The 27,000-nt window shown below is 47.8% G+C and carries 23 protein-coding genes and 1 riboswitch; of the genes, 8 read left to right on the forward strand and 15 right to left on the reverse strand.

Annotation, left to right across the window (positions count from 1 at the left end; all coding sequences use genetic code 11):
* The 4 genes from ACJ2PR_RS23945 to ACJ2PR_RS23960 all read right to left on the reverse strand — a co-directional run.
* A partial coding sequence (locus ACJ2PR_RS23945) for an Eco57I restriction-modification methylase domain-containing protein (protein WP_446878828.1) occupies positions 1-3,246 on the reverse strand: 3,246 nt, incomplete at its 3' end.
* Positions 3,247-3,260: 14 nt separating this feature from the next.
* Positions 3,261-6,497, reverse strand: a complete 3,237-nt coding sequence (gene drmD / locus ACJ2PR_RS23950) for a DISARM system SNF2-like helicase DrmD (RefSeq protein ID WP_446878829.1) — start codon at positions 6,495-6,497, stop codon at positions 3,261-3,263.
* A 468-nt stretch (positions 6,498-6,965) separates the two neighbouring features.
* Positions 6,966-9,176, reverse strand: a complete 2,211-nt coding sequence (locus ACJ2PR_RS23955; protein WP_446878830.1) for a Piwi domain-containing protein — start codon at positions 9,174-9,176, stop codon at positions 6,966-6,968.
* Complete coding sequence (locus tag ACJ2PR_RS23960) at positions 9,173-9,994, reverse strand: PD-(D/E)XK nuclease family protein (RefSeq protein ID WP_446878831.1); 822 nt, start codon at positions 9,992-9,994, stop codon at positions 9,173-9,175. Before ACJ2PR_RS23960 ends, ACJ2PR_RS23955 begins: the two co-directional genes overlap by 4 nt.
* A 178-nt stretch (positions 9,995-10,172) precedes the next feature.
* Here ACJ2PR_RS23960 and ACJ2PR_RS23965 point away from each other — a divergent pair, with 178 nt between their 5' ends.
* From ACJ2PR_RS23965 to ACJ2PR_RS23995, 7 genes are read left to right on the forward strand one after another with little or no spacing between them, the layout of a single operon-like run.
* On the forward strand, positions 10,173-10,613 hold the full coding sequence (locus ACJ2PR_RS23965) for a DUF6932 family protein (protein ID WP_446878832.1): 441 nt from the start codon (positions 10,173-10,175) through the stop codon (positions 10,611-10,613).
* Positions 10,610-12,073, forward strand: a complete 1,464-nt coding sequence (locus ACJ2PR_RS23970; RefSeq protein WP_446878833.1) for a helix-turn-helix domain-containing protein — start codon at positions 10,610-10,612, stop codon at positions 12,071-12,073. The genes ACJ2PR_RS23965 and ACJ2PR_RS23970 overlap by 4 nt, the downstream gene beginning before the upstream one ends.
* A gap of 20 nt (positions 12,074-12,093) precedes the next feature.
* Positions 12,094-12,738 (forward strand): DUF4186 family protein, encoded by a 645-nt coding sequence (locus ACJ2PR_RS23975; protein ID WP_446878834.1) that lies wholly within the window; start codon positions 12,094-12,096, stop codon positions 12,736-12,738.
* 8 nt (positions 12,739-12,746) lie between these two features.
* On the forward strand, positions 12,747-13,757 hold the full coding sequence (locus ACJ2PR_RS23980; RefSeq protein ID WP_446878835.1) for a hypothetical protein: 1,011 nt from the start codon (positions 12,747-12,749) through the stop codon (positions 13,755-13,757).
* Positions 13,754-15,055, forward strand: coding sequence for a hypothetical protein (locus ACJ2PR_RS23985; RefSeq protein ID WP_446878836.1), 1,302 nt, complete (start codon positions 13,754-13,756; stop codon positions 15,053-15,055). Before ACJ2PR_RS23980 ends, ACJ2PR_RS23985 begins: the two co-directional genes overlap by 4 nt.
* Before the next feature lie 16 nt (positions 15,056-15,071).
* On the forward strand, positions 15,072-15,551 hold the full coding sequence (locus ACJ2PR_RS23990; RefSeq protein ID WP_446878837.1) for an ASCH domain-containing protein: 480 nt from the start codon (positions 15,072-15,074) through the stop codon (positions 15,549-15,551).
* Positions 15,552-15,554: 3 nt separating this feature from the next.
* Positions 15,555-16,103 (forward strand): AAA family ATPase, encoded by a 549-nt coding sequence (locus tag ACJ2PR_RS23995; RefSeq protein ID WP_446878838.1) that lies wholly within the window; start codon positions 15,555-15,557, stop codon positions 16,101-16,103.
* A gap of 32 nt (positions 16,104-16,135) precedes the next feature.
* On the opposite strand, the gene ACJ2PR_RS24000 is transcribed toward ACJ2PR_RS23995, so the two are convergent.
* From ACJ2PR_RS24000 to ACJ2PR_RS24045, 10 genes are all read right to left on the reverse strand, one after another.
* On the reverse strand, positions 16,136-16,663 hold the full coding sequence (locus ACJ2PR_RS24000) for a TniQ family protein (protein WP_446878839.1): 528 nt from the start codon (positions 16,661-16,663) through the stop codon (positions 16,136-16,138).
* Positions 16,635-17,555 carry an AAA family ATPase gene (locus tag ACJ2PR_RS24005; protein ID WP_446878840.1) on the reverse strand — a complete coding sequence of 307 codons (921 nt, stop codon included), beginning with the start codon at positions 17,553-17,555 and terminating at the stop codon, positions 16,635-16,637. Before ACJ2PR_RS24005 ends, ACJ2PR_RS24000 begins: the two co-directional genes overlap by 29 nt.
* A 20-nt stretch (positions 17,556-17,575) precedes the next feature.
* Positions 17,576-19,540 (reverse strand): Mu transposase C-terminal domain-containing protein, encoded by a 1,965-nt coding sequence (locus ACJ2PR_RS24010; RefSeq protein WP_446878841.1) that lies wholly within the window; start codon positions 19,538-19,540, stop codon positions 17,576-17,578.
* Between the two features lie 61 nt (positions 19,541-19,601).
* Complete coding sequence (locus tag ACJ2PR_RS24015; protein WP_446878842.1) at positions 19,602-20,246, reverse strand: hypothetical protein; 645 nt, start codon at positions 20,244-20,246, stop codon at positions 19,602-19,604.
* 500 nt (positions 20,247-20,746) lie between these two features.
* Complete coding sequence (locus tag ACJ2PR_RS24020; RefSeq protein WP_446878843.1) at positions 20,747-21,232, reverse strand: hypothetical protein; 486 nt, start codon at positions 21,230-21,232, stop codon at positions 20,747-20,749.
* 546 nt (positions 21,233-21,778) lie between these two features.
* Complete coding sequence (locus ACJ2PR_RS24025) at positions 21,779-22,204, reverse strand: hypothetical protein (RefSeq protein WP_446878844.1); 426 nt, start codon at positions 22,202-22,204, stop codon at positions 21,779-21,781.
* A gap of 7 nt (positions 22,205-22,211) precedes the next feature.
* A complete protein-coding gene (locus ACJ2PR_RS24030; RefSeq protein WP_446878845.1) occupies positions 22,212-22,622 on the reverse strand; it encodes a hypothetical protein in 411 nt (136 codons plus the stop codon).
* Between the two features lie 152 nt (positions 22,623-22,774).
* Complete coding sequence (locus ACJ2PR_RS24035; protein WP_446859331.1) at positions 22,775-23,275, reverse strand: thermonuclease family protein; 501 nt, start codon at positions 23,273-23,275, stop codon at positions 22,775-22,777.
* 6 nt (positions 23,276-23,281) lie between these two features.
* Positions 23,282-23,650 (reverse strand): 2Fe-2S iron-sulfur cluster-binding protein, encoded by a 369-nt coding sequence (locus ACJ2PR_RS24040; RefSeq protein ID WP_446859332.1) that lies wholly within the window; start codon positions 23,648-23,650, stop codon positions 23,282-23,284.
* 653 nt (positions 23,651-24,303) lie between these two features.
* Positions 24,304-24,702 (reverse strand): DUF4278 domain-containing protein, encoded by a 399-nt coding sequence (locus tag ACJ2PR_RS24045; RefSeq protein ID WP_446878846.1) that lies wholly within the window; start codon positions 24,700-24,702, stop codon positions 24,304-24,306.
* Positions 24,703-24,741: 39 nt separating this feature from the next.
* Positions 24,742-24,808, reverse strand: a riboswitch (Glutamine riboswitch).
* A gap of 198 nt (positions 24,809-25,006) precedes the next feature.
* Between ACJ2PR_RS24045 and ACJ2PR_RS24050 the strand changes: the two genes are divergently transcribed.
* Complete coding sequence (locus ACJ2PR_RS24050) at positions 25,007-25,303, forward strand: hypothetical protein (RefSeq protein ID WP_446878847.1); 297 nt, start codon at positions 25,007-25,009, stop codon at positions 25,301-25,303.
* Between the two features lie 11 nt (positions 25,304-25,314).
* On the opposite strand, the gene ACJ2PR_RS24055 is transcribed toward ACJ2PR_RS24050, so the two are convergent.
* Entirely contained in the window at positions 25,315-26,997 is a 1,683-nt protein-coding gene (locus ACJ2PR_RS24055) for an ABC transporter ATP-binding protein/permease (RefSeq protein ID WP_446878848.1), read from the reverse strand.
* Between the last annotated feature and the right edge of the window lie 3 nt (positions 26,998-27,000).

A 27,000-nucleotide genomic window follows, 5' to 3' on the forward strand; every position in this document is an offset into this window, starting at 1 on the left:
AAAGTCTGCGCTCCTACGGCGTGATCGCTGCTTAATTTTGTCCGAAGTGTTGTAATATGCATGAGTCGGGCTAGAATTAAGCTCCTCGCCCCCAAGATAAGGGAAAATACGGTCTTGATTACTTGAATCCCTCTCTATCAGAGTGTGCATTTCACACAAAGAGGTGGATTTAGCATCTAGATCATCGAAAAGAAAACCCTGACCATAAACTTTGAAGCCCTCGAAACTTTTTCTATGATTTTCAAACAGCTTATAAGGATCTCGATTTCCACCAGAATGAAATAAAAACGCTGATATCTTGTCTACTAATTTGCCATTTAGTTGCGGTCGAAATAATAATTTTTCGGCTTTTAAAATATTTATTAAACTGACAACAACAGATGCTAAACCGGGCCATTTAAGCCGCTGTTGGGCAAAATAGATGTTTCCTTGATTTTCACAAATCCACCTTAATCCCGTGTTTCGAGTGTCTCCTTGGGCTATCGTGTTAGTTGCTATCAAGCCAAATGTTCCACCCTGTTTAATTAGATTAAAGGCTCGTCGAAAGAAGAATGCTACTAAATCACCGTTCCCATGTGATTCTGGATAATTTTCTAGCAGCCACGCAAGATATTCAGAGCCGAAATTAGACGATATTTTACTACCACCCAAGAACGGTGGATTGCCAATGATGCAATCAAAACCCGGATTTTCGCGCTCAAACACCTCTAAAAACTCATCTTCCCAGTTGAAGGGAATGACGGCGTGTTGCCCTGTCCGCAATCGCTCGGAAATCTGTAACACTTCCGACGCATTCATCCAACCTGCTTCGTAGCCCACCAATTTGCTGCCGTATTCCTGGCGTTTTTGCTGTCGCTGGCTGACAGTTTTACCTTCCAAATCTGCCCCAATCATAACATCGGCAACCAATCCTTCCCGCGCTGGGTTTACATCCAGTCCTTCTGCATCGTAGATTTTGAGCTTTGCTAAAAAGTCCTGAAGCTTTGCCTCTCGCTGCTTGGCGTTGGTTCCTTCAAAAAAGGCAGATACCATTAAGTCAGCAGCTAAGCGCGATCGCCGCAGCAAATCCTCTGACTCCTGCAAATAAAGCCGTTTCGTCACCTCATCCTGATCCGTTTGCGTATCTGCATCCTGAATCTTTTGTCGGGTTGCTAAAATCTGCTGTTTCCGCGCTTCTACCTCTAACTGACGCTGATGATCATCCAGCGTCAACTGATAGGAAGCCTGTCGGTCAAACGCCAGAATTTGTTTGCGGGGAATTCCTACCAGCGAATCGCCCCACTTCAGCGAATGATCGAGAAACGTAAACGGCTGACTCTTTGACAGCGTAAACAACCACAGCGACAGCCGTGCTAAATTCACTGCAAACGGGTTCCGATCCACCCCATACAAACACCGCTGCGCCACCAACCGTCGTGCATACAGCAACGGCTCCTCACCCTCTGGCAAACTTTCCGGCAAACCATCCCGATTCCAGGCTTCCTCCACCGCATCCGCCAACTGCCGACAGGCTTCCACCAGAAAGGCTCCGCTGCCCATCGCAATATCACACACCTTCAGCGACAGAATTTGCTCTGCTGTTGGCTTGTCGCCCAATGCCTCTAACACTGGATGCAAGGCTGTTTTGACGATCGGTTCTGTTAATGCCCTCGGCGTGTAGTGAGAACCCGATCGCCGCCGCTCCTCCCCTGGTTGCAAATACAGCGAACCCGCCGGAAGCAAACTGGGTGTCCGGGGTGAAACCTTGCGCCCCAACGCTGCCACCACATCCGCTGGTGTCTTTGCCGCCTTCAACTCATTCAGCGATTTCCCCGTGATCTTGCAGGCTGACCACTCCTGCAACAGTTTGGCGCGATCACTTGCCTTTGCTGCCAGTAGATTTTCAACATTAATCACCACATGCTGGGGACGAACTGCGATCGATATCCCTTCTGCTCGTTCAACGGCAAAACCCATGATCGCGGTATACACAGACCCAATTTCAGAAACCCCTAGTGACCTGTACGACAACCGTTCACCGTTCAACATCAGGAGGCGATCGAGCATCCGATACACTACACCATCCGGAATTCGGGGTGGTTCAATGGGATCTCCAACTGCGTAATGCGAGTCTTGCGATCGCCCTTCTAAAAACGCATACTCATCCGGGTCAAACAACTGCCCATGCCGCGCTGGAAGGTACTCTGGAGTCTCTCCCCCTCCGTCATACACCAGTCGAAACAGGCTCAATAGCCACGCCCAAGCTCCATACCGTTGATCCATCGTGTCGGGATAATTCCCGGCATCCGTTCGCAGCCGCTCAAATAAACCGGATACCGCATAGTTACGCTGATACAAGTCATCTCCCGGCATCAGTCCCTCATCCTCTGCGTATAGCAGAAACACCAGCCGCATCAGCGTCGTGATCAACCCACCATAGATGTGCTGAGGATTTTGGGTTGCCAGTTCGCCCAAGAGTCTGCCGTTGACCGCTGCGTCTGCCATTTGAAAACCCCGCAGCAGTTCCCACAGAGCATCGACCACCTGATTTGCCAGGGCAGTCGAAACCTCCGCCTGATACTTGCGGCTTTCCTCCAGCAAATTCTTCAGCCGTCGCCCCACGGGAGCCGTAAATACCCGAAAAGCAGAGAGCAACATTTCCATTGCCCCCAAGATCAGCCGTCCCGACACCTCACACATTGCCTGCACCGGAAACGTCAGGTTTCCCGACGATTCCCCTTTCGGTGCATAAACTAATCGAATGTCTGTCCCGTTGCACAAAATCCCGATCGAAACCCCTGTCTCCCGCAGCAACCGCTCAAACTTTGCCTGGGGACTGGCTGCCCATTTACCCGTCTTCTCGTCTGCTGAATTCACCTCATCCAGATTTGCTCCTGGAGCAATCACCTGAATCAGCATCAGCCAGCCATCGCTGTCCTGCACTCCATAACTGGGTGCAAGAATTTCGCCATAATCCGGCAATGCAACTTCCAATTCCTTCAAAGCATCACCGCTAGTCAGATCGCTCGGCTCCCAGCCCAGCACATCCACCACAAACATCTGGAAATCGAAAATCCAGGCGTGGCTGTCATCTACTAGCTGAAGATCGCGACTGATTGCCGACAAGAGTGATTGCTGTAGCTCCACCACATTGCGATTGACGATCGCCTGTGCCTTCACCAATGCGGTCGGTGAAACCACTAACCCAACAGGTTGCAGAAAGCCCAACCATTCTTTGTGACGCAAAATCTCTGGATCGATTGCCATTGTTTCACTCCTCCTCAACCTGAAACGGGATGGAGATAAACCACACCCACCGGCTCTACTCGTACCGCTTTGACCTGGTACGATGCCTCAATGCGAGCTGGCTCACTGACTAGCTCCACCTCCAAAGACTTCAACCGTTTTTCCCAGTGGCGACGGTCTGCTTCTAACTGCTGCATCTCTTCAAAGAGCGAAAGCTGAAGAGCACCCGCTGTCTCCTTCTGCCGTTTGAGAATGCGATCGCGCTGTTCCTCCAAAATCGCCTGCATCTCCGCCGCTTCTTTTTTCCCACGGGCTTCTAGCCGCTTCTTAAAGCGCTCAATCAGAGTGTCTGCCCGTCGATTGAGATGGGGAATTAACTCTTCGACATCCTGGGCTGTTGCCTGCTTGAGTCGCTGCTGCAAAGATTCTGGCACTTGACGTAGACGAGGGCTTGCCAGCGAGTTCTCTAGAATCTTCAGCACATCATCCTTCTCGTTTTCACCCAAAGGACGCAGCTTCGATCGCCCCCTTGCCTCCGGTGCAATCCACTCCGCCGCAACTGCGATCACCTCGTCATGCAAACGAGACGCGCGATCGCCGTAGAGTGACAACCGTCCCAACACAATTACGCTGGGGATGGGGCGATCAGTTAGACAAACACAAGCGCGGGTTAATTCATCGTGTAGAAAGCCCTGTGCCAGGAACCTGGATAGAAGCCGCTGCACAACCCGATGCTCCAAATGCAGATGCACCACCTCACCATCCAGCGAACCTGGATCGCGGAATACAACAGGACGAATCGGGGATTCTCGCCGCCAATCCCACAACTTCTGATTCCGCTTGCGGGGTGCCCTCAAGGAATCCAACGTGGTCGCCCAGGTTGGGTCAGCACCAAACCGCTGATCGAGTGCCGGAATATCCCACTTTGCAGTCGCAGGTTCATACGCCGCTTCGTTCGGATTAATAGGTTGTAGAGAATTGGCTCCCAAAATTTCCAGAGAGGCAGAGATTGCATCACGGAAGTGGCGATCGTCCAGTCCCAACCACTTCTGCGACTCACTCAACATCTCTTGCAGCAGTGCGTTCTGCTGTTCAAGCTCCTGCCGCCGCAACCGGACTTGCTCTAGTTCCTCTGAAATGACCTCAATGTTTGGTGCTGATTGATCAATCTGATCGGCTTTGGTGATCGCCGTTTCCAGACGCTCTAACTCTCCATGCCGAATACCATCTGCTAAAAGCTTTGTAACGTTTCGCTCCACAACTGGCGAAAGACTACCCAGTTCCTTCTGAATAATCTCGGTCTTCTTGACCAACACATCCAGCACCCGATCTTCACTGCGCTGGGGCAAAACGAAATAGTGACACCGCACAATGGGCAATCGCTGAAGCTTGCGGTCAATTCGTCCGTTACGCTGCTCCAAACGCGAAGGATTCCAGGGCAGATCGAAATGGAAGAGATCAGCACAGTGATTTTGCAGGTTGACCCCCTCTCGTGCAGCGTCCGTTGCAATGAGGATTCGCAAAGGATGTTTGGCAGGGGCACTGTTAAACGCTAGTTTGATTTCCTCGCGGCGATCGTCTCCCATGCCGCCGTGAAAAACGCCAATCCGCTGGTGCTCCTGGTCAGAGCCAGCAATCACACTCTGAAGCTGTTGTTGCAGATAGCGCTTGGTATCGGTGTATTCGGTGAAGATGATGACACGGCGGTTGTTCCACTCTGCGCCAGGAGTCCCTAAATCAGGGCATTGGTTATCCCGAATCCATTGAGCTAATTTCTGAATTCGAGGATCAGGCAAGTGACGAGCGGCATTGGCAATCTTAGCCATCTCCTCAAGCAGCTCTAATTCTCTGGTTGAAGGCGCGGAGGTGTCCTGCTCCGTTGCCGCCTTCATTTGGGCATCTTCTTCCGCTTCTACCTCGTCCTCAATCAATTCGGCGCGATCGTCATCTGCCCCTGCCGACTCCTGTAATAGAGAAAATGTCTGGTTATTTTTCCCCTGTGACTTCGCTGGAGAAACTGCTTGATTCATTTGTCGAGCGATCGCTGTTTGATGTACTTTCAGCGTTCGTGCAAAGGCTTCGATTGAAGACAGCAACCGCTTCTGCAACGACAACAATACCAAGGCTGCCGCCCTTTGTACGGTTTTAGAAGCCGATTTGAGCCGCTCTTCCCGCAACTGACGATATTCCTGTAGCAGGCGAGAGAGCCGAAGTTCCGGAGCCTCATCCGTCAAATTATCGATACTGATGCGGATAACCAGGCGCTCTGGGAAATCATCTCCAATCTCTCGCAGGTCGCTCTTTAATCGGCGCACCATTACTGCATCGAGCAGTTTCTGATTTCGTACTGGAACTCCCCGGCAAAACCGCTGCGGGTCAAGAATTTCCAGCAATGCCGCAAAACTATTGGAATGTCCGTTGTGGGGAGTTGCCGAGAGAAAGAGCTTGTGTTCGAAGCGAGGAGCGAGGTCTCTTACCGTTCGGGTTAACTGGGAGTCCACCGCATACTTGGCTCCGCTAGCAGGAGCCGCATTATGTGCCTCATCTAGAATCAACATTGCACTGGCTGAAAAATCTCCCAACCAGTCGCGCAATGGAGCTGCATAGGTTTCATCGCGCAGCAGTGCGTGGGAGATGATGAACCGGGTATGCGTTGTCCAGGGGTTGATGCCGTAGCCGCGCTCCCGTCTGCGGTTGGCAAAGAACTCGCGATCGACAATCAGGAAAGTCAAACCAAAGCGGCTCTCCATCTCCTCTTGCCACTGGCGCACAACCGAAGGCGGACAGGAAATGACAACCCGCCGCACCTTTTGACGCATCAACATCTCACGCAAGATTAAGCCTGCTTCGATGGTCTTCCCCAAACCCACATCATCGGCAATGAATAGCCCCACTCTTGGCATCAGCAGAGCCTTCCGCAGTGGCTCTAGCTGATAGGCTTTTACCTCAATACCTGCCCGGTAGGGAGCCTGAAATAGCTTTGGATCAGTGGAAGTGACACAACTCCAGCGCAACGTATGAAAGTACGCCGAAAACAATTTGGGATTATCAAATCCTCGTGCAGCAACTGATTCCCAGGAGGTTGTTCCAATGTGGCGTGCATCAACCTCACGCTCCCAGAGTACCTCTAGCGCTTCACCGAGGGCATCATCATCCAAGCAGGCAAGACGAACCCGCGTGTCGTCTTGTGATGACTGCTTTGCTAGAACGTCCTCAACCAGGTATTGACGGGAGCGAACTCGTACAATGCTTCCAACCTCGACAGCAGTCATCGGCACCACCCTTAAAAATACGCAGCAAAACCAGCCGTGTTCGCAGCGCATCACCAAAGGTGAGCCGCCATGCTCACGGAACGAGCAATTGTTAAATCAGTGCAAATACGTAGATTAATCCGATGACTTGGTTGCCTTTAAAGGGCGATCGTCAGGCGGATTGTTGATTGTAGAGTTCCCTGCTTTTACCTATCTGTAACTCTCTGAAAGGTGCTGAGTCAGGATTGAGACACCAGGGTTTACAGGAACTTCAATGTCGGGCGAGTTTTGTGAAGAGATTTATTTTTCCAGAGAAATGCCTTCATCTTCAAGAACGGAAAGCTTTGACAAGCCGATGTTTATCAAATATCAGCCGTTTCGTTACGCAAGAACAATTCAAGTTTAGCTGAGCATTAACGGTTCTTCTTGCTCACTTCAGAAGGTAATTGTGCTCTCAACCACTCAAACGAGGTAGATCATCTCCTATGTCTATAACCAGAACTGCCGATCGCCCTCCAACAAGCTACTTGGATATATCCCTTGAAGCCGCAATCCAGCCACCCGATCTGCCCCATAGATCGGCATGGGTAAGCGAGGTGCTTTCAAAGCTCCGTGGTGGAGCAATGTGAGTTTTAGTGTTATATCAATAATCTGCTCAATTGGTGCGGGTTCTCCTGCGTCATGTACTGTTAAGCGCAAGGGTCTAGCTAACCCTACTCGTTCAGGCACCTGGGTTGTAATCAAAACCGCTTCACGCGAAGATAACCGCAATGCTAAGCCCTGTGATGGTGCAACCAAAGCTCTTTGGCTCAAGTTATATAACCTGGGGATGCCAGATTTCCGGCACTCCACCAAAATAAATCTTGCCCCGATCGCCCGTGCTCGCTCCAACAGATGGGGAATCTCTTGACCGCAGAATCGCCCATCACGGTAAATTAAAACCGTTTTGCTTTCCAGCGTCGCTGGTAGCAGGCGTTCTAGTAATCGTTGCGGAATTTCTTCTCCTTCTAGTAAAGCATCCTCCAAGACATAACGAATAAATTCGCCCTGCTTTCCGTAAAGCCGCACACTAGCACAGGCATTCAGGGTTCCAGCAAGTTTGGTTTTGGGCGATCGCGAGATGTCTAATCCAATGAAGTAATCAGCGATTTCCAACGGCTCTGCCAGAATGAAAGGCAAATTCCCTAGCTTTGCTAAGATTCCTGGAATGACCTGGTTCAGAATTTGTCCATGCTCAACCCCGGCTAACGTGTCATCATAAATCACTTGGCTTGCGATATTTCGACGCAGAAGCAGTGAGTAGACCAGATGATAGAAACTGCCGCCATTCTCCTCATCTGCTTCGCGATCGCTCTGTGGCAGAAAAGTCAATACGATATCGACTGGAACTGTGATTAACTTATTAACGGTTCTCTCCAGAGCAGCTCTTGCCTCGGCAGCGCTAAGACCGCTAATCGATAGAGCTTTGCGATCGATGATTTCGCTTTCAAACCCATAACGTTTTAGTCGCTGTTGAGCCGCTTCCAGGAAACCGTTCACACTACCGTCGCATAACTTCAGCGCAGCAATCCGAATCATGCCAGGTTGAAAATTGGGATGACGATGATAAACTCCACCACTTGATAGTCCCTGTAAGATACGCCCTCGAACACCCGTAACTCCCTTGCCGAACAGCAACGGGGTCTGGTCTATAGGAGTCGCTGGTTGCCAGAAGAGGTCAGGATATTCCAGGCTGTTCAAACTTCGCCCAGTTTCAAAACCGTAAAGCATCAGCATATCTGTTGCCTGTGCTTTAAAGGTGGTTAGCAGCTGTTGCCGCTCCGTGTGAGGAATTTTTGTGAATCGTAAAAACTGTCCGTAATCAAATCCAAATTGCTCAGCCGTTTCAGCCGTAATCGAAGGACGAAGAGCGGAAAGCGGGTAGTGAAAGAGCTTTTTCCCTTTACCAAACTGAATTGCAACCACCAACTCATCTTCAGGAGCAGTCTCGATGATGTGCCGTGTTGAGTAACCTGCTGCAAGTTTGAGCAGGCGATCGCGATGCTCCCTGACGACACCGACAAGCCGAACAATACTGCCACTGCCGCCCATGTCGAAATCCTGAACGGGCAAGCCCACTAGCAAATCTTCTGGATTTTCTTGAGCCGCATTGTTGGCATAGAAATCCGCTAAACTCCCTGAATATGCAATCTCAGTCTGAACTGCTAATGACAATGCTGCGCTCTCTTCTCCCTGAAGTTCGATCGTTTCTGCCCAAAACTTAATTTTGCGATTCACCGCTAATCCTGCAGTCAATGCGACAGAAATTGGCCTGAAGGGTTGCTTGGTTCGCAAGACCTGAAACGCGAGTTTGGATAAAAGAGACGCTGAGGCGATCGCTGCACTGTTTTGTTGAAGCCGGAGGGATTGATCGCACAAATCTGGAACATCTCGCTGAAGTGCTGCGAGGGCTGTCTGGCACTGAGATAGATTCAAGGGTAATCGTTGCATTGGAGTGAGCACCCACAGCCGATACTCGTGCCAGATGGCTACAGCCTGTTCTAGTTTTCGTGAGAGATGGAAACTCAAGCGATTCCCAGTTTCTTGATCAATCTCAGGCGCTATCGTAAAGCTAGCAAGATTAGGCTGAGCGATCGATAGTGGAAACACTTCACTGAGGAAGACCAGTTCTTGTGAGGGAGCAGTGGTAATAGCGGTCATGCAGAGATCTCCTGAACAGCAAATTGACAAACTGAGTTGAACTGGCAATATTGGCAGCGAAAGCCGGGATTGGGTGGGAAAATTCGATCAAACTCCGCAGGGTTCTTGTGGTACTGCTTCTTTTCCGCCTCATGCCGTTGAGCCAAGCGCGCTAGCTCTATCCGAACAGCATTTAGTTGACTCGCGGTTGCCGTAATTGGTTCTGACCACTTACAGAGTTCAAGGTTATAGAACGAGGCGATCGCTCGTTGGCGAGGGAACAGGTAGTTTGCAGCTAGCAGATAAACAAACGCCTGCCGTTCATCAAAATCAGAATGCCCCGTCTTCAAATCTAGAATGTGTAACGTGCCATCCGGTTCAAGCAAGATACAGTCAATCGCAGCGAAGAGGTTGAAGGTTGTGTTCTCGTAATAGAGCTTGATGGGTTCTGGGAAACCTTCATCGCCTCGGCTCAAGCTAAAAATTCGCTTTTTAAGAAGAATGGGTTTCTCATAATACTGGGACAAAATTTGGTTTAGCCGTTCCTGCACCTCATCAGCTTGCTGAGCAAGTTTCAGAATCTCGAAAACCTGTGCGACTCCATCCGTATCCTTAAGTCGTTGAGGGTTCAAGTGAAATTCATAAATCCCCTGCTGTGCTAAGAGACCAATAGTTTGCGGAACAGTGTCTTGTGCCAAGATTGCCGCAACATCCGGTTCTCGCTTCCGAACTTTGGCATGCCCCCGCTTCATGTCACAGTGCCAATGCTCCTGCCCGACTGCCGGAGCAAAAAGTGACCAAAGATTGTAGCTTGCAAACGGTAGCCAGCTTTTTCCCATCTCACTCATCTCCTCATATGGCTGCTGATAAGCGTTGCGCCTCAATACCAGCCCTGATCTTCAAACTCCCAAATTCGCAGTATTTAAGGGCGCACGTTTGACAAAACAAAATCGTTGTGTTAGCACTATAGCACAGGAAAACAGCAAGACAACTTTTTTGTTGTGTTATGATGAGTTTATGATTCCGCCCTTTAACCAAGATGGATTATTACCGCCTGGAATCCACACCACAGCTTCGTGGCAGGAGTTTGCTCGTCGTTTTGGGCACACTCCACATCGACATAACCTGCTCTCAGGAATGAAAGTGGCTCTATTAGGATTGCGGGAAGCTGGTTGTCAGTTAGTCTACGTCGATGGCAGTTTTGTAACGGCAAAGGAACATCCCAATGACTTTGATATTTGCTGGGATATTACGGGAGTCAACCCCGCTTTACTCGATCCGCTGTTACTGAACAATGGTCGAGTTGCTCAGAAGGTGAAATATCTCGGTGAATTTTTTCCAGCACAGATCCCTGAAGGAGTGAGCGGAAAAACATTTTTAGAGTTTTTTCAAACTGATAAGGCAACGGGAAACCCTAAAGGCATTGTTGCCCTAAACCTGTGGGAGATATGGTCATGATTAAGAATGAGCGGCAATACCGCATTACTAAAGCTCAAATTGAAAAGTTCTCAAATGCTCTCGCTCAACTGCCAGCTTCATCTCAGCAGGATCAGTCTGTCCATCCCATCCTGCGGAAAGCTGAAAGGGATTCGCTAAAATCTCAGCTTGCGGAACTACGCGTTGAAGTCGAAGAGTATGAGGCATTGAAGGATGGACAACAGGCGGTACTCGAATTAGATTCGCTTGAAGCATTACCATTCGCTCTAATCAAAGCTCGGATTGCTGCTGGGTTGACTCAGAAAGACCTAGCTGAGCGATTAGGGATGAAGGAACAGCAAGTCCAACGTTATGAGGATACAGCGTATGCTTCTGCCAGCTTTGCACGTTTAGTAGAAGTCAGTCGTGCGATTGGTGTTCAGGTACGCGAAGAAGTTTTGTTACCTAGAATCTCACCGGCTGATTTATTGAACCGATTAAGCCAAGCTGGAATTGATCGCGATCTTATTCTCAACCGTTTCTTCCCTACTTTGAGTGCTGAAACTTCACAGGATGAAGGTGAAGTCTCTACCAATGCCTTAGTGCTTCGTGCCGCACTCGCTTTAAGGCGAGTATTTGGATGGTCACTAGCTGATCTATTTAGCTCTAGACCGCTTCAGCTTGATTTAACTCCCCTTGGAGCTGTTCACTTCAAAGTTAATGCAAAAGCAAATCAGAAAAGATTAAGTGCGTACACAGTTTATGCTCATTTCCTAGCATTGCTTGTACTAGAAGCTACAGCAGATTTACCAGCGAAGCCAATCCCAACCGATCCAAAACAAGTTCGTGAAGCCATCTGCTCAACGTATGGTGAACTAACGTTTTCAAATGCTTTACGTTATGTCTGGAGTTTGGGTATACCTGTTCTTCCACTGAGGGATGCTGGAGCATTTCATGGTGCATTCTGGCGCGTCAATGGACGAAACGTCATCGTTCTGAAGCAGCGCACTAGATCCTCGGCTCGCTGGCTGCTCGATCTTCTCCATGAACTTTGGCATGCTGCTCAAGAACCAGAGCGAACTGAGCGAACTGTGGTTGAAGAAGGGGATATTGCACAGGAACGGCAAGACTCACCTGAAGAAAAGACGGCTACAAGATTTGGCGAATATATTCTACTCAACGGTCGCCAAAAGGAACTGGTTGAGATGTGTACCGACGAAGCAAAAGGTAGTATTGAGCGACTCAAAAATGTCGTCTTTAAAGTTGCTACAAGGGAGAAAGTTTTGGTTGGGGCTTTAGCAGACCACATGGCTTATCGGCTATCACTTCAAGGTGAAAATTGGTGGGGGGCTGCAACCAATCTACAAACGGAAGATATTGAGCCGTGGCAGATTGCTCGTGACGTGCTCCTAGAGAAGATCAATTTTGAAGTTTTGAATGATGTGGATAAAACACTCTTGATAAGAGCTTTGTCGGATAACTTGCCTCAGCAGGAATTTTGAAGTTATGGAGGTTAAACGTAATGTCGGATGATTGGAATGTTGAGGAGGAGTTAAAACCACTCAAACTAAAATGTACTAGCTCAGACTGCAAAAATGGGCATCACTCGTATAGACCTACGCCTAAACAAAAGGCAGCAAATACAGTAGGACAATGTCGATCCTGTGATGAGGCTGCTCCCTTTGAGTGGGAGCGGTTACACAAGCTTGATCCCGAAGACCTAGACTATACGATTGCTGCCTTGAAGAATGAACTCATTCGCCAACATTACTGGACAAACGAGATGCCTCAGTCGGTTGAGAATTATGCCCGCCGTAAGGGTGTAAAAGGAATGGAGACGGCAGTAGAAAAGCGGATTCGCAACTCTATGAGTCCACCTGCCAATGATTTTGATGGGCGTCAAACGCCTGCTGAGGATTCAGCCAAAGTCAATGCAGTTCACTTTGCTCAGCACGCCACTGCTTCTTGTTGCCGCAAATGTATGGAGTATTGGTATGGCATTCCTCGAGATCGATCGCTGACAGAACCCGAAATATCGTATTTATCCAGATTGGGAATGAGATTTATCAGTGAACGATTTCCGCTACTAACTGAAACGGGAGAGAAAGTCTCACCCATTCGTCGGGCTGGCAAATCAAATACTAAAAGTCAAGAACAGACGGAGTGAAAGCTGCAATGGTAATTGACACTGAGGCTTTATCTGCACGTTATCGAGAAGCATCTGTGGATTTGTACAATAAGCGGTTGCTGATTACAAATTTCCACAATACACAACAAGAAAATGACCTTACAGAGCCTCCTAATTGCAAGGGTTTTGGTCGTATTCGCCACTTTAGGCGATCGAGCAACAATGACTGGCCTTGCAACCCATTACCGATCGATCCAGCTTGTAGAGCACTGGGTCTACAAGCAACCAACATGATTCGAGCGCAAGTGTTTCAAAGTGCAGCTTGTAATTGGCGATGTTGGTACTGCTTCGTTCCATTTGAATTGCTGTCTGCAAATCGTAAATATTCTGAGTGGATGAGTCCATCTCAATTGATTGATCTTTATTTAGATCAACCTGTCCCTCCTTCAATGATTGATTTAACAGGAGGACAACCTGACTTGGTTCCAGAGTGGGTTCCTTGGATGATGGCGGAGCTGAAAGAGCGAGGTTTAGAGCACCAAGTTTACCTTTGGTCAGACGACAACTTGAGCAACGACTACTTCTGGCAGTTTTTATCAGACGCAGATCTTGAACTTATCGCGACTTATCCCAAGTATGGTCGTGTCTGCTGCTTTAAAGGATTTAATTCTGAGTCTTTTGCATTTAATACTTGTGCTGAACCTGATCTCTTTAATCGGCAGTTTCAATTAATGAAGCGATTGCTGGAGTTAGGAATTGACATCTACGCTTATGCAACATTCACAACACCAGCAGCTTCAGAAATTGTTGCAGATATAGCTCGTTTTGTCGATCGACTCCAGGCAATAGACCACAATCTTCCACTCCGAACGGTTCCGCTGGAAATTCAAACGTTTACCCCAGTTGAAGGACGGCTCAATGATGGTACTCAAGCTGCATTAAGGAACCAATACCTCGCGATTGAAGCTTGGAAAACAGAATTGGAAAATCGATACCCCAGTATCGAGCGATCACAATCAATCACAGATATTTCCTTACACACAAAGCAACTTCTATGACAATTACTGAAATCGAATCACAAGTGTTTGAACAGTTTGTTGAACGATGGATTTTGCATGCGCTCGCATCTGGAGTAGGCACGTTCAATCAGTTGGTCAAGGCATTACCCAGTGTTGATCCAATCATCGTCGCTCACACGTTGCGAAGACTAAGTTCTAATTCAGCCGTGCCTCAAGATATTTGGGAAAAATTGAACACTTCAACAAGTCAGACCTCAACAAGGATTCCCTATTCTCACTACCAGCTTGGATTGCCCCTGCCACATCCACTTGACTTTGACTGGCGTTTTACTGATGAATCGGTGGATCACTTGTTGAAATCTTGTGAGACATTGACGAATCCAAATGATACCATAGTACTACTTGGAACTCCTAGCTTATTTCGAGGTGGTCTTGCACTGTCTTGGCAACGACGGATGATTTTGCTTGAGGCAAACAAGACTATGACAAATCATCTAACCTCACTGACCTCCCGATCTCAAGTTATGCGATCTGACCTCTTGAATGGTGCTGTCCCAAGATTATCAGGGGCTGCAGTCGTTATGGATCCGCCCTGGTACTTCGAACACATTCAGTCGTTTTTATGGGCTGCTTGCCAAATCTGTCAATTAGGTGGGCATATTTTTGTAAGTCTCCCACCCGTTGGCACTAGACCTGGGATTAACCAGGAGTGGAAGGAAACGTTGGCATGGGCAAAACGGCTTGGGCTTAAGCTCGTTCATCGAGAGCACTTGTCACTCTCTTATCTTACTCCTGTGTTCGAGCGCAATGCTTTTAGAGTTGCAGGGCTTCCTGCGCTCGAACATGACTGGAGACGGGGAGATTTAGCAATTTTTCAACGGGTAAGCAGCACCCAGGTTCCCCGTCCTAGCGTGGCGCAACAAGAGGCTACCTGGTCTGAAGTTAGTTTGCTCGGTGTGCGGATTCGAGTTCGCCCTTGGACTAGCTCAGAATTTGAAAATCCAAAGTTAGTACCAATCCTGCCAGGTAATGTACTCACCTCGGTGAGTCGTCGGGATTCTCGACGACAGTTAGCTGACGTCTGGACATCCGGGAACCGGGTCTTCATGTGCCACGGGCGCGATATACTTTGGCATGTTTTGCAGGCAATTTCAACCGGAGACCAACCTCATGCTGTAGTAGAAGCATTTTTGAAGCGATCGCTGGATCCAAACGAAGGAGTCCTGATTGCTGAAGTAACCAATCAAATTCTGTCTCTGATCAGCCTGGAACAAAAGGAGAACTTACTCTTTAATGACTACTGGAACGATACGAACCTCACTCTTGCCGCTAGTTAATGAGCTGAAGTCAGCTGTGAAGGGAGATTTATTTTGGGAAAATTATCTCTCCCCTCTGTCTGAGCAGGCTTCTTTCCCATTCGCATTACATCTAGGGGTTTTTGTAGAGCCGTATCTCCAGTTCATTCTAGAGGGCAAAAAAACGATAGAATCTCGATTTGCTACCCGCCGATTTGCGCCGTACAACCAGGTTGAGAAAGGGGATGTACTCCTCCTAAAGCAATCTTGTGGTCCCATTGTTGGAATTTGCCAGGTAACGCATTGCTGGTTCTACCAACTTGACCCAGAATCCTGGGAAACAATTCAACGCGACTTTACCCAAGCCCTCTGCGCTCAGGATCCAGAGTTTTGGCAGCAGCGGCAGGCTGCCTGCTATGCAACCCTCATGAGAATTCAATCCGTTAAAGTGATTGAGCCAATTCCATTTGCTAAACGCGATCGCCGGGGATGGGTCATTTTGCAACCTAGCGATCAGCATCTAAAACTTGAGCTATAGCCTATGAAGCCAGCCGTAATTGCTTTTTCGGGTAGCATTGCCAGTGGCAAATCTACTCTCTCTCAAGAAGTTGCCAAGACACTCCAGTGGAAGCGCGTCAGTTTTGGTGATTATGTTCGGTCGGTTGCTCAAAGTCGAGGACTTGCAAACTCGCGAGAGGTTTTACAGGCGATCGGAGCAGATTTACTTCAAAGGGATATAGAAGGCTTCTGTCGGGCAGTTCTAGCCCAGGCAGACTGGCAACTCGGACAGCCCATTGTTATTGATGGCATACGTCACATAGAAGTGCTTGATAACCTGAAGCAGATTGTTGCGCCAATGCAGCTATTCCTAGTTTTGGTCACTGTTGATGAGACTACTCGAACGAATCGATTGCTTGAAAGAGGAACGGTCGATTTAGAGAAGTATCAACATTTGGAACAGGACTCTACCGAACAACAGGTAAAGTCTGCGCTAGCAAATATAGCCGATTTAGTAATGGATAGTGAACATCCACTTGAAGAAAATGTCGAACAGCTTGTTAGCTGGCTCAAACATATTGATTCAATCTAAGCTCTGGACCTCATGTTGCTGTTTTAAAACCTCTAATACGGCTTTTGCTTCTTCACCATGCTTTTGAGGGACATTCCACAGTGAACACACCTCAGTTCCTTTAATAAAGCCTCAACTGAAAAGTCCTTTTCACAAGCCCAGCATCTGGGAAGTAAGCGCAGTCTGTGGCGATCGCATCCTGCTGTTGAGTGGAGCTGCCAGGCAATGCGGTGGTAGGAGTCCTCCAAACAACAGGCGGCGCAGATGCGGATGGTGTTAGGCTGCGATTGCTCACCTTTAGGTGGGAACATTTGCCATAGTCTATCCACCTCAACCCCCGTAGCTTTGCTGAGTGCTTCCACCTGTTTCTGCTTAGGCTTTCTTCCACCAAACAAAAGGTCTTCCCAACGGTTAATTACCGTACCCACTTCAAGAATCTCTCCTAGCTGTCTAGCAGAAGAAATTCGATTCCCTTTCGCTTGCCGAAACCGATATAGGAAACTGGCAATGCTTTCTCCATCCTTCGGCTCGACGTATTTAAACCAAGGTTGGTCATCCGCTAATTCCTGTTCCAGTATCATTTGGCTCCTCAACTGTTAATTCAACATTCACACCAAAACCATATAAAACCTCTTTAAGAACTCGCTTATCCAACAAAATTTCATCGTTCGATGATTGAGCGATTGATAAAACTAGGATTTCTGAGATAGTGTTGAAGTCACAGCCTGGTTGCTCCAACTTGGATGGATTACCACCAGATGCCTGACAAATTGCATGGACAACCTCACCATCAAACAATTTCACACCCTCTGGTAAGCTCAAAAAATCACTCTTAAACGCTTTCAAGACCTCTACAACCTGCTTTGGTGAAAGAGACGGAAATTTGTGATGGGAATTGAATTTCTTACGCAGCCCCAATGACTCAAGCCGATTCTCTAAATCTTTGTCTGGACCGATCAAAACAGTTGCAATTTTGAATTCGTCGTAGCACTCAACCAGGTCAAGGAGTATCTTCTCACTCAGAAGATGACCGTTATCGACAAGCAGCAGTTCCAATCCAAAATCTTCAAATGTTTCCCATGTTCGTAGCCTAATATCCATCGGGTTTCCTTTTTTAGCCCCGTGATTGAAGAAATTCAAGGACTGTCGGCAGAGATCTCTAGTGCCCCAAGAGCTAAAAGCTTTAATATAAAGACTATGGAGGGGTTTGATACGACGCATGGACCCTCGCCGCCCAGTCACTATTGCATCATATTCTTTTGCAGCTCTACTCTTTCCCGCACCTCTTGAACCGGAAATTATTCCACAGGATTTATACTTGCGCCGCTTATCCAACCAATCACTAAGATCTGTATATTGTTCCGTTTCAACAAAGAAACGGCGATTGATCAGGTCTCGAATAACTTTCTCAAAACTTTGTGAGCCTGAAGAGGGCTGTACTAAGAATTTAGTAGCGGCAGTCTGTGACATCATAGTCTTTTCATAGTTACAAGTCAGTGGGATCGATCATTCCATCTAGGTATGGTTACCTTTATTTGCTGTTCGGAGCTATCTGACTTCAATAACTCATCAAAAGCTTCAATGCTCCGCTTGCGCCTTTGTTGCTGAAAATCTACTACTTTATCTAGGTTAGGCTTGTTCGTATTTTGGGAATTATCGCTGGGTTGGGTTGACTCATCAGCAGATTTCGTTGACTGCTTAGCATCATTGCGTAATTCGTTATTTTGATTGCGCCTGCGTCTACGACGTTCGTCACTTTTCTGTTCAGTTCTTTTCTGTACACGCTTTTTAATTTTTCTTCTACTTCCAAGTCTGATAGGCTTACCGGATGCTTCAGCTTGGTTAGACTTCACGTTAATTGCATCGTTGATTTCAAGTAGCTCATCCAGAGAAAGGTTATTCTTTTCTAGACTAACCTCAGGAATTTCCAAGTTTAGCTCTTCAATGTACTCGTTTAATTCCTCTATATTCAACATTTCTACCTTGCCCAGAGACTGCCCCTGCTTATCATCCTCTAAGCTGAAAGCAGACATATGTAGAATGTGGTCGGGATCCAGCCTTAGTAAAACATCTTGCCCTACGTGCTCCTTTAAAGATTCTCCCTGGTACAGGCGGGTTTCAAATGAGACAATCCCTTGTTTCTGAACTTTACGACGGATTGCTCTTGTCATGCAGCTAGTTAACTTTTCTTCAGGAACTTCGATGGGAGGCTGTGTGTTAGGTAGCTTGTCAATCCATCGCTCATATCGAGTCATTGTTCTGTGCTTACGGCAAATTCTATAGTTGTGAATTTCGTAGAAGAACCAGGCTAGAATTTTATCGGCATCTTTCGGCTTTAAACATGCCCTTTCTTCCGCACCTTTGGGTCTCTTCTGCGTATTCGAGTTTGTATATCCAGGGCATTCGCAGAGCAAATACCTGAGAATGTTAAACATAGCCTCAATATCTCCTCCATCTTCAGTTTTCATCCTGAGATGGCAGGTAAAACCTACTTCCTTCCCAATTTGATGCAGATAATCGCAGTTAAGGTACTTTCCGCCATCAGTATGCAGATGCTTGAATCGCCCGTAAGGAATCGCTACATTCTGCAACTCATAGTCAGGTGGGTAGTTTTTAGGGCGAATAACGCGAAGAATCAGCAAGGCAATATCATCCGAGGTTGGATGCTTTGCATTTAACAGAAAGCCAAGAACACAAGTAGACTTTACGTCTTTTGCAAGGGTTAACCAAAGGCGAAGAACCCCTGGCAGAGGTGGTACTTCCTGCTCCTTTCCCTTAATGATTCGATAGCCTAAAACCTCTTTGTCGTCTTCATATTCACTAAATAAATCAATTAGTGTGGAGTCAATCTGAATAATCTCGTTGCTCCACCTTGCCTGAAGTGCCTTACCGTCACGTGTATTGACGATACAGCGATCGCCCTGACCTGAACTGCGTGCTCCTTCAGCAAGTTCTTTTTGCGCGATTAAGGGTTTCAAGATGCGGTACACGGTTGAATACGAAACAACCTCTTTCCCTTCTTGGTTGTGAAATGCTTTGCCATCCAGGTCATCCAACACAGCCTGAATAGTTTTAATCTGACCGTCCTTATTTCCTTCTTCCCAAATTCTAATAATTTCTGGTTTCCAGTACTCAGTCAGTTGGTTCTTACCTCTGGACTGTTTCTTTGGAAGTTCTTTTCCCTCACAGAAATTCTTCACCCACCGCTGAAAAGTCCGTTCAGGAGTTCCTAAGTACCGAATGGCTTCCCACTTCCTGTTTCTATAAGTAGAGCGATCGGGCGAATCAGCAACCCACTGGATAATCCAAGGTTGCAAATCATCTTTACTAGCTTCACAGGTACCCTGAGCTACAAGATGTCTCACAAACTCGTCAATGTCTGAGCTAAAGCTACTTTCATCCAATAGCACAGCATCATCGGGGCATTCAGCGGGTTCGGGTAAAGGATTATCGCTCATGGCTACAAAACACAGTTCAGCCCAACAGAGTTCCGTAAGGGAATATCTATACTCTACCAGATTAAAATCTTTCGCGCCACCAATTTGATAACACTGACACAGCTTTTTCTAAGCTCCATTTTGCCTGATGTGCCTTGCCAACGTGTGTACTGACGATACGGCGATCGCCCTGACCTAAACTGCGTGCTCCTCCGGCAATCTCTTTTTGCTGAATTAAGGGCTGCAAAATGCGGTATACAGTTGAGTATGAAACAATTTCTTTTCCTTCTTGATTGTGAAATGCTTCGCCATTCAGGTCATCTAACACAGACTGAATAGTTTTGGTCTGACCATCTTTATTTCCTTCCTCCCAGATTTTAATAACGGTAGACTTCCAGTGTTCGGTGGGTCTGTGCTGACCCTTAGAATGTTTCTTCGGAAACCCTTTGCCCTCGGAGAGATTCTTAACCCACCGTTGGAAGGTTCGTTCACAAGTTCCTAAGTACCGGATTGCTTCCCATTTTCTGTCTTCATAAGTAGAGCGATCAGGAGAAACAACTACCCACCGAATAATCCAGGGTTTCAAATCATTCTTATTAGCTCCACCAATACCCTGAGCTACGAGATGCCTCACAAACTCGTCAATATCTGTGCTAAAGCTACTTCCATCTAGTAGTTCAGCATCATGGGGGTATTCAGAGGGGTCAGTAAGGGGAGTATCGCTCATAGCTATACAACACGGCTCAGCTTAATAGCATTCCTTGAAAAATTATCAGTATTCTACCAGATTAAAAAAAATCGCGCCACCAATTTGACAACACTGATACAAATTTCCCCGAAGTCAACTCCACAACTGCTATCGAGGCAGATTGTTGTTCTATGAATCTCAATTTATTGCTATTTCTAGCCCTTCCAGTTGGGGAGTACCCACGGGCAGCAAAAGGGATGCATAACCGGGTTCAACAGTGTTCGCCCTAATCGCATCGCGCTAGAAGAATTTTCTGGGCAACCAACAGTTTGAAGTTGGTCATGATCCACTTCACGTACAGCCCAATGTAGGTGTAGTTCAGCTTCAACATTGGTCTTGCCTCCTTTTCGGGTGAGATCGGGTACCAACAGGTTGCAGTTCTTGCCAAAACTGCTCGGCAAAGGCGATTGCTGGATAATTGTTGCTTTAGATTGAGGCTTCAGCACCATTCCGGTTTGGAGGAGGCGCACCTGAAGGGATCAGCTTCGCTGCGCGCCCTTGCTGGAATTGCACTTCTCGCACGCAGTCACCACATTAACCTCATGTGCAGGTTCCACCATTCGAGTAGGAAAGGGCGTGATCCAGCGCCAGGTTCTTGGTGGTACCGCAGTACTGGCTGGAATCCGAACTGAAGGAACGATTGCGGGAGATTTCCAGCGAACAAACCCATCAAGCCCTAATTTGGGAAGTCCATTGGTAGCTTGTGGAGCGACAGATGGTGTCGGACGAGGTGAGATCGTATTCAACCTAAGACAGGCGATTACTCCGAGGAAGGAACTGCTTCGCACCGCGCACCCGCCCATCCGCTCACTCCAGCGGTATGCAACGAACACGACTCGTTGATCCGCATAGGTGTGTAGAGGCAGATACCCAAGCAACGTCCGATTGTACTGGGTTACTAATCCTTTTAAGAGGGATCGTTGAGGAGGCGATCGCCTCCCTAGTTGTAATGTATCTCTCGGCATGGAAGTTATCTAAGCTGAAAGCCTCTATGTGATTAGGTTTCGGAGAAATAAGATTCGCGCCATGAACTTGAAGACACTTAAGAGCATAAATTTCTGCTTGAAAATGGCTTACCGTCGTCAGCTAAGATTTTCCGTCTTGTTAAGCCTGAAAGCCTGATGCAGCAAAAGTTTGAGCGATCAAAAATCCGCGCCATGAACTTGAAAACCCTTTGGGACTTAAATTGCAGTAGCCAAGGAATTTACCGCCATGAAATAAAAGTTTCGCGCCACGAATTTGATAGTGAAATCTAGTAAGTCTTAACGAGTTTTAAGGTAGCAAAAATGATAAAACCTTTGCCTTGAAAGGGCTTTGCGCTTCGCGGTATCGCGCCACGAATTTGAAAGCCGCGCCATTTTTCGTGAAAACGTACACAATCCTTCTCCTTTGAATTGGACGAAGATTCGCCCGGCTGATTGTTTCTATCGCTTGCGAGTGCGGCATCGTCTTGGTCTACGGCGTGTTGGAGCATTTGCGGTTGAAGTCCGATTGCCAGCAGAAGGAGGTACTTAAATCTTGCACCATTGTCGATAAGCTAGATTTGGCAATGCTTTTAGTATGATCTCAAATCCATACTGTGCAGCGAGAACAACTGAGTATTGAAGCTGGCGCAGCAATCGAAACCACAAGACTGAAGCAAACAGACCCGACAACGCAAGATCACAAGCTATCTTCCAATCGAGTTGTGGCAGTGAAGCCGCTTGAACCATCCAATGGGGGAGGAGATCAGCAATCAGAGACAGCACCAGCCAGCGATAGACCCCACGTTTGGTGGATTGTCCAAAGCAATGGAGTCCAAACCGATGTTTGGTGGGTTTGAAGAAGCTTTCAATTGCCCAACTTGGTGCCTCAAGCGCACGAGACAAACGCCAGAGTAGTGGGACACGATGAATCTGAGTTCTCGTTTGCCATTGGCTTGTTTGAGCCAGAACCAAGAAACGGTCAGCGCAAAGGAAATGCCTTCAACAGAGACCTGTTGTCCCCGTTTGCTGTGACGATAAAGCTGTTTGAGACTTCTGCTATCTTGTGTAAAAACTTACCGCATTTCTCCAAGGTCGTCAGGTCAATCAGCACTCGCAACGGCGCATCTCGGCGAGGGCGATGCTGTGCCAGTTGTGCAAAAATGGCTTGTTGAGTGGCTCGAATCACACTGCGCGTAGACCCTGCGTAATGGTTCAAAAAGCGACTCAACGAACTCGCAGATTTCACTTGGGTAGACTGAGGTAGGGGATGACCCAGCGCTTCGAGAAATAATCCAAACAAGGCATTCAGGCTTGCTTTTTGATAGGCACTAGGCATCCAGCAAAGGAGACCATACACTAGCGATTGGGCGTGTTTAACGATGGTTTCCATAACTGTCTCATTTTTATTTCTACGCCCTTGCTTTCAGATTTTGATGCGTTTGGCAAGCCTTGTTGAGAATGGTGCAAGATCTCACTTATCTCAAACTAGCTCTGCTCTGTCTTAAGTTCAGCGTCTCAAATCCCCTCTTCACGGCTTGGTTCTCACTCGTTTCTCATTGGATTTTGAGGATTCCAGATCCCCAATCCCAGAATTCTGGCACGGTCTTGGGCGCGACTGAGGCGACGTTGATAGCGTGACTTTGAGACGGGGGAAGCTGCCAGAGCATAGCCTTCAGCGACTAGCTTTTCGTTGATCAGCGTGTCCTTTGACCAGACGTAGACCGATCGTTGCCCGCGATCGTCCCTGGCAGATTCTTCTGAGTCTAACCGTACAGACTGATGGATCAACTGCGCCAGTTGAGTTTGGGCTGCTTCTCCCCAGGGTTTGCGGTTTTGAGCTGGAATGACAATTCCCGCCAGTCTTACTCGTTCTGTAATGGCTGGCTGTCCGGCAATTCCGCCAACTTCGAGTTCTTGCTGCGGAGTGACGTACTCAACGGGAACGATCGCACCCTGGGGCATCTCTGCCCTCTGGCAACCCAGCAAAAAGCACAGCAAGAGCAACCCTAATTTTTGAGAAATTTGACGGAAGCGGACTGTCATTGTGATTTACTCTTCATCTAGTGGCAGTCCGACTCTGACCCTGCCTTTACCAAAGTAGCGACCAAACTGAAGCTCATACACTTCGTCTTCGTCCTGGGTTTCGACTTCGAGATCCGATCGTGCATAGCTAACACACAGCAGGGCATAGCCTTTTTTTTGCAGATCGACCGAAAGCCCGATCGCTTCTGGCTGATAGAGTTCCCCAGATAGAACGCGCACCGCACAAGTGGTACAGGCTCCGTTTCGACAGGAGAAAGGTAGCTCTACGCCTTGATGTTCGGCGCTATGAAGAATGTAGCGATCGTCCGGCACAGTCAGCGTGTGGTACGTATCTTTTTGGCGGTTATAAACGCGGATGGTGTGAAACTGAGTCATAAATTTGCAGAAATTTCGACGCTCTCTTTCCAGTATGAGCTAATTCTGCTAGTGATATAGACTTGTGACTGCAAGTGTAGTCCTGCGCCCTCTGCCCTTACGCGCTGGAACAGTCGTGGCATCATATCCTGCATCAAATTCACGTCAACTAAAATAGTCCTTTCATCAGGGCAAACGCATCTAGTCTAGATAGAATAACCAAAGGCTGAAAGTCCTGATATTCTACTATCGCTGCCTGATATTCTACTATCGCTGAAAGCAATTTTGCTTAGTCTGTTGTCAAGAGCCTATTCTTATTGAGAATAAGCATCTGGTCAAAATCTACGCCTTCAACGAGAACTCGGAGTTTCAAATATTCTCTGGAAACTAAATGCGTTTACTCTGATGGTTCATCAAATCCGCGGCGCTCAACCGCATGATTCAAATCGCTAAACCCGACAGCTACAAAGTTGAAGCTTGATACTCGCACAACTCAAGGCGACCCTGACCGTTTTTCCAATCATGCAACAAAGCCTGAAAACAACGAAATCTACCTTCGCTGACTAAACTCATCCAAAGTTTTATTAGTCGGCGATGGCAGATTTTGTTCTAGTTGCTGTGATTTGAACCGCCAGGCTAAAAGTTGTGTCTGATAGAACTGGCTCGAATCAGCTTTAGAGTGAAGTGATTTGCCGACGCTCTGCTTCTAGTAGATCAATGAGTGTTTGATCGCCTTGTGCTTGAGCAGCTTGCAATCGACGTTGCAGATTGTTTAACAGATTGGTGTGATGCAGTCTGCCCGCTTCACGCTGAGGTGAAAAAATCTGCGTTGGTTTTCGGTTTGCAGGTAGAGTGGTCAGGTTCACTCGCCCCCGGTTGTCACGATCGAGCCGATAACGAGTGCCCCGATAGCTCAGGTCGTAGGACTCCGATCGAGCAGGCATTTGTGCTTGGGGATCAATCTGCATTGTCACGCCACGATACATCACGGTGTAAGGTGCCCGAAAGGATTGGGCAGATTGGGTGCGATCGGCGTTGTATTCGTAGGAATTGCCACGGTAAATGAGTTTCATCGCTTCTCCAAGAAGTAGCTTGTTGTGAGGGGGAAGAGAAGCGCGTTCCTTCAGGAATGATCCTTACTTCCGTCCCCGTACTTTGTTGTGAAGGGGGATGAACGTTTTTCCTTCTGTATCTAATCATACCGTTTTCCAAAAGAAAGGTGGAATCCCTCTCAGGTTAAGTTTTGACTCGTCCTCAACCCACTCACCTTTCACCCAAAATCTAAACCCAACGTGAATTCGATGAAGTTTTTTTGCTTCGTTCTTCAGCGCTTCTGCCCCCCAACCCCCCAAAATTGGGGGACTTTCAGACAAGATCTTGGGTTCAAAGTCCCTCACTCGTGGGGGATTTAGGGGGCTGCCTGGATTAACAACCGCAGCGAAAGATTTCATCGAATTCACGTTAAACCCAAAACCTAAAATTCCAAGCCCAAAACCTGAAATCCCAAGCTCAAAACCTGAAATCCCAAACCCAAAACCTGAAATCCCAAGCCCAAAACCTGAAATCCCAAACCCAAAACCTGGAATCCCAGACCCAAAACCTGGAATCCCAGACCCAAAACCTGAAATTCCAAACCCAAAACCTGAAATTCCAAACCCAAAAACCCAAACCTAAAACCCAAAACCTCACACCTTCTCCACCAATTCCCAAGTCTTTTCCTGAGACAGTTTGAGAACGAGTGGGTGATAGTTAATTAAGGTTTCCCGATGCCCCACGCTCAGAAAAGTTAGACCGATCGCTTGCAGATGTTGATAAAGCTTTTCTTCGTTGCCCGGATCTAGTGCGCTAGTCGCTTCGTCTAGAATGGCGTAGTCCGGTTTTTGGAGGAGCAGACGGGCAAAGGTGAGGCGCTGTTGTTCGCCGAGTGACAGCACATCTGACCAATCTCGCTCTGCCTCAAAGCCCCCAAAACGATCGTCCAAATCCGCCAAATTCACCAACTGTAAGACCTGTTTTAGCTGCGGTTCCTCGACTTCTAGCGTCAGATTGGGATAGAGAAGCTGATCGCGCAAGCTGCCCAACACCATATAAGGACGCTGCGGCAAAAAGAGAATGTGATCGGCACTCGGACGCACGATCGTTCCTTGTCCTGAATCCCACAATCCCGCCAGCGATCGCAACAGTGAACTCTTTCCACAACCACTGGCACCCATCACCAAAAGCCCTTGTCCGGTTGGCACCGTCACCGATAAGTCTTCGATCAAGGTGCGCTGATAGTTGGGGGTTTGTAGGGTGAGATGAGCGATTTCTAAGCGATCGGCTTCCACCGTTTGAATGGTTGGTTTGTCTGTTTTGGCTGCTTTTTGCTCTAAGAATTCGGCGAATGTGTAGAGGCGATCGATGCCCGCTCCAAAAGTCGTCAGCGCTTGAAACCTTGCCACAACGACATTCAAAGAGAAAAAGACGCGAATGAATGCGCCTTGAGCTTCGGTGACTTTGCCGACTTCCATGTCGCCCGAAAAGATTGCGGGAGCTACGACTAGAGCAGGCAAAATGAAGGGAATGAATTCGTAGGCGTTGGTTAATACGTTTAGATTTAATTCCCAGATCAGCAGCCGCTTGACGTTTTCAAAGACTTCTAAAAAGCGCTGTTTGACTTGTTGAGATTCGCGGTCTTCGCCCCGGTAAAAGGCGATCGCTTCGGCATTTTCTCGAATTCGCACCAGACTAAATCGAAAGTCGGCTTCTTTTTTAAGTTGCTCAAAGTTCAATCGCACCAACGGTTTGCCAAACACAACGGTCGTTACCAGCGTCCCTACGACGGCATACAGCACCAAAAAAACCACCAGCGGTTTAGAAATGCCCCACAGCACGCCGCTAAAGGCAATCACCGATAGCACAGACTCGACCAGCACCAGCAAAAAGGCCAACGATTCTTGGGTAAAGCTGCGAACGTCTTCGGCAATGCGCTGATCGGGGTTGTCAATTTTGAGTTCTGAACTGTTTAACAGATAATAGGCGCGATCGCTAAAGTAGCTCGTAACAAAGCGATCGGTGAGCCAACGTCGCCAATTCAAACTGAGACGATCGCGCAGATACCGATACCCTGCCAGCAGCGGCGCATAAATCACCAGCACAGCCACAAAGATGATTACCGTTTCCCAAAATCTAGATTCATCTTTAGCTGACAATGCTGAGATGAGAACGCCCCGCTTGTTGTTGAGAACGACGCTTAACCCTGTATAAGCCAGCAAAAACAGCACGACTCCCAGCAACAATCCTCTCGCCTGCCATTTTTCATCACTCGACCAATAGGATTTCGCGATCGTCCAAAACTGCCGAAATACTTTGAAATTCAATCGATCCATTGG

It is taken from the genome of Phormidesmis sp. 146-33 (assembly GCF_052939515.1).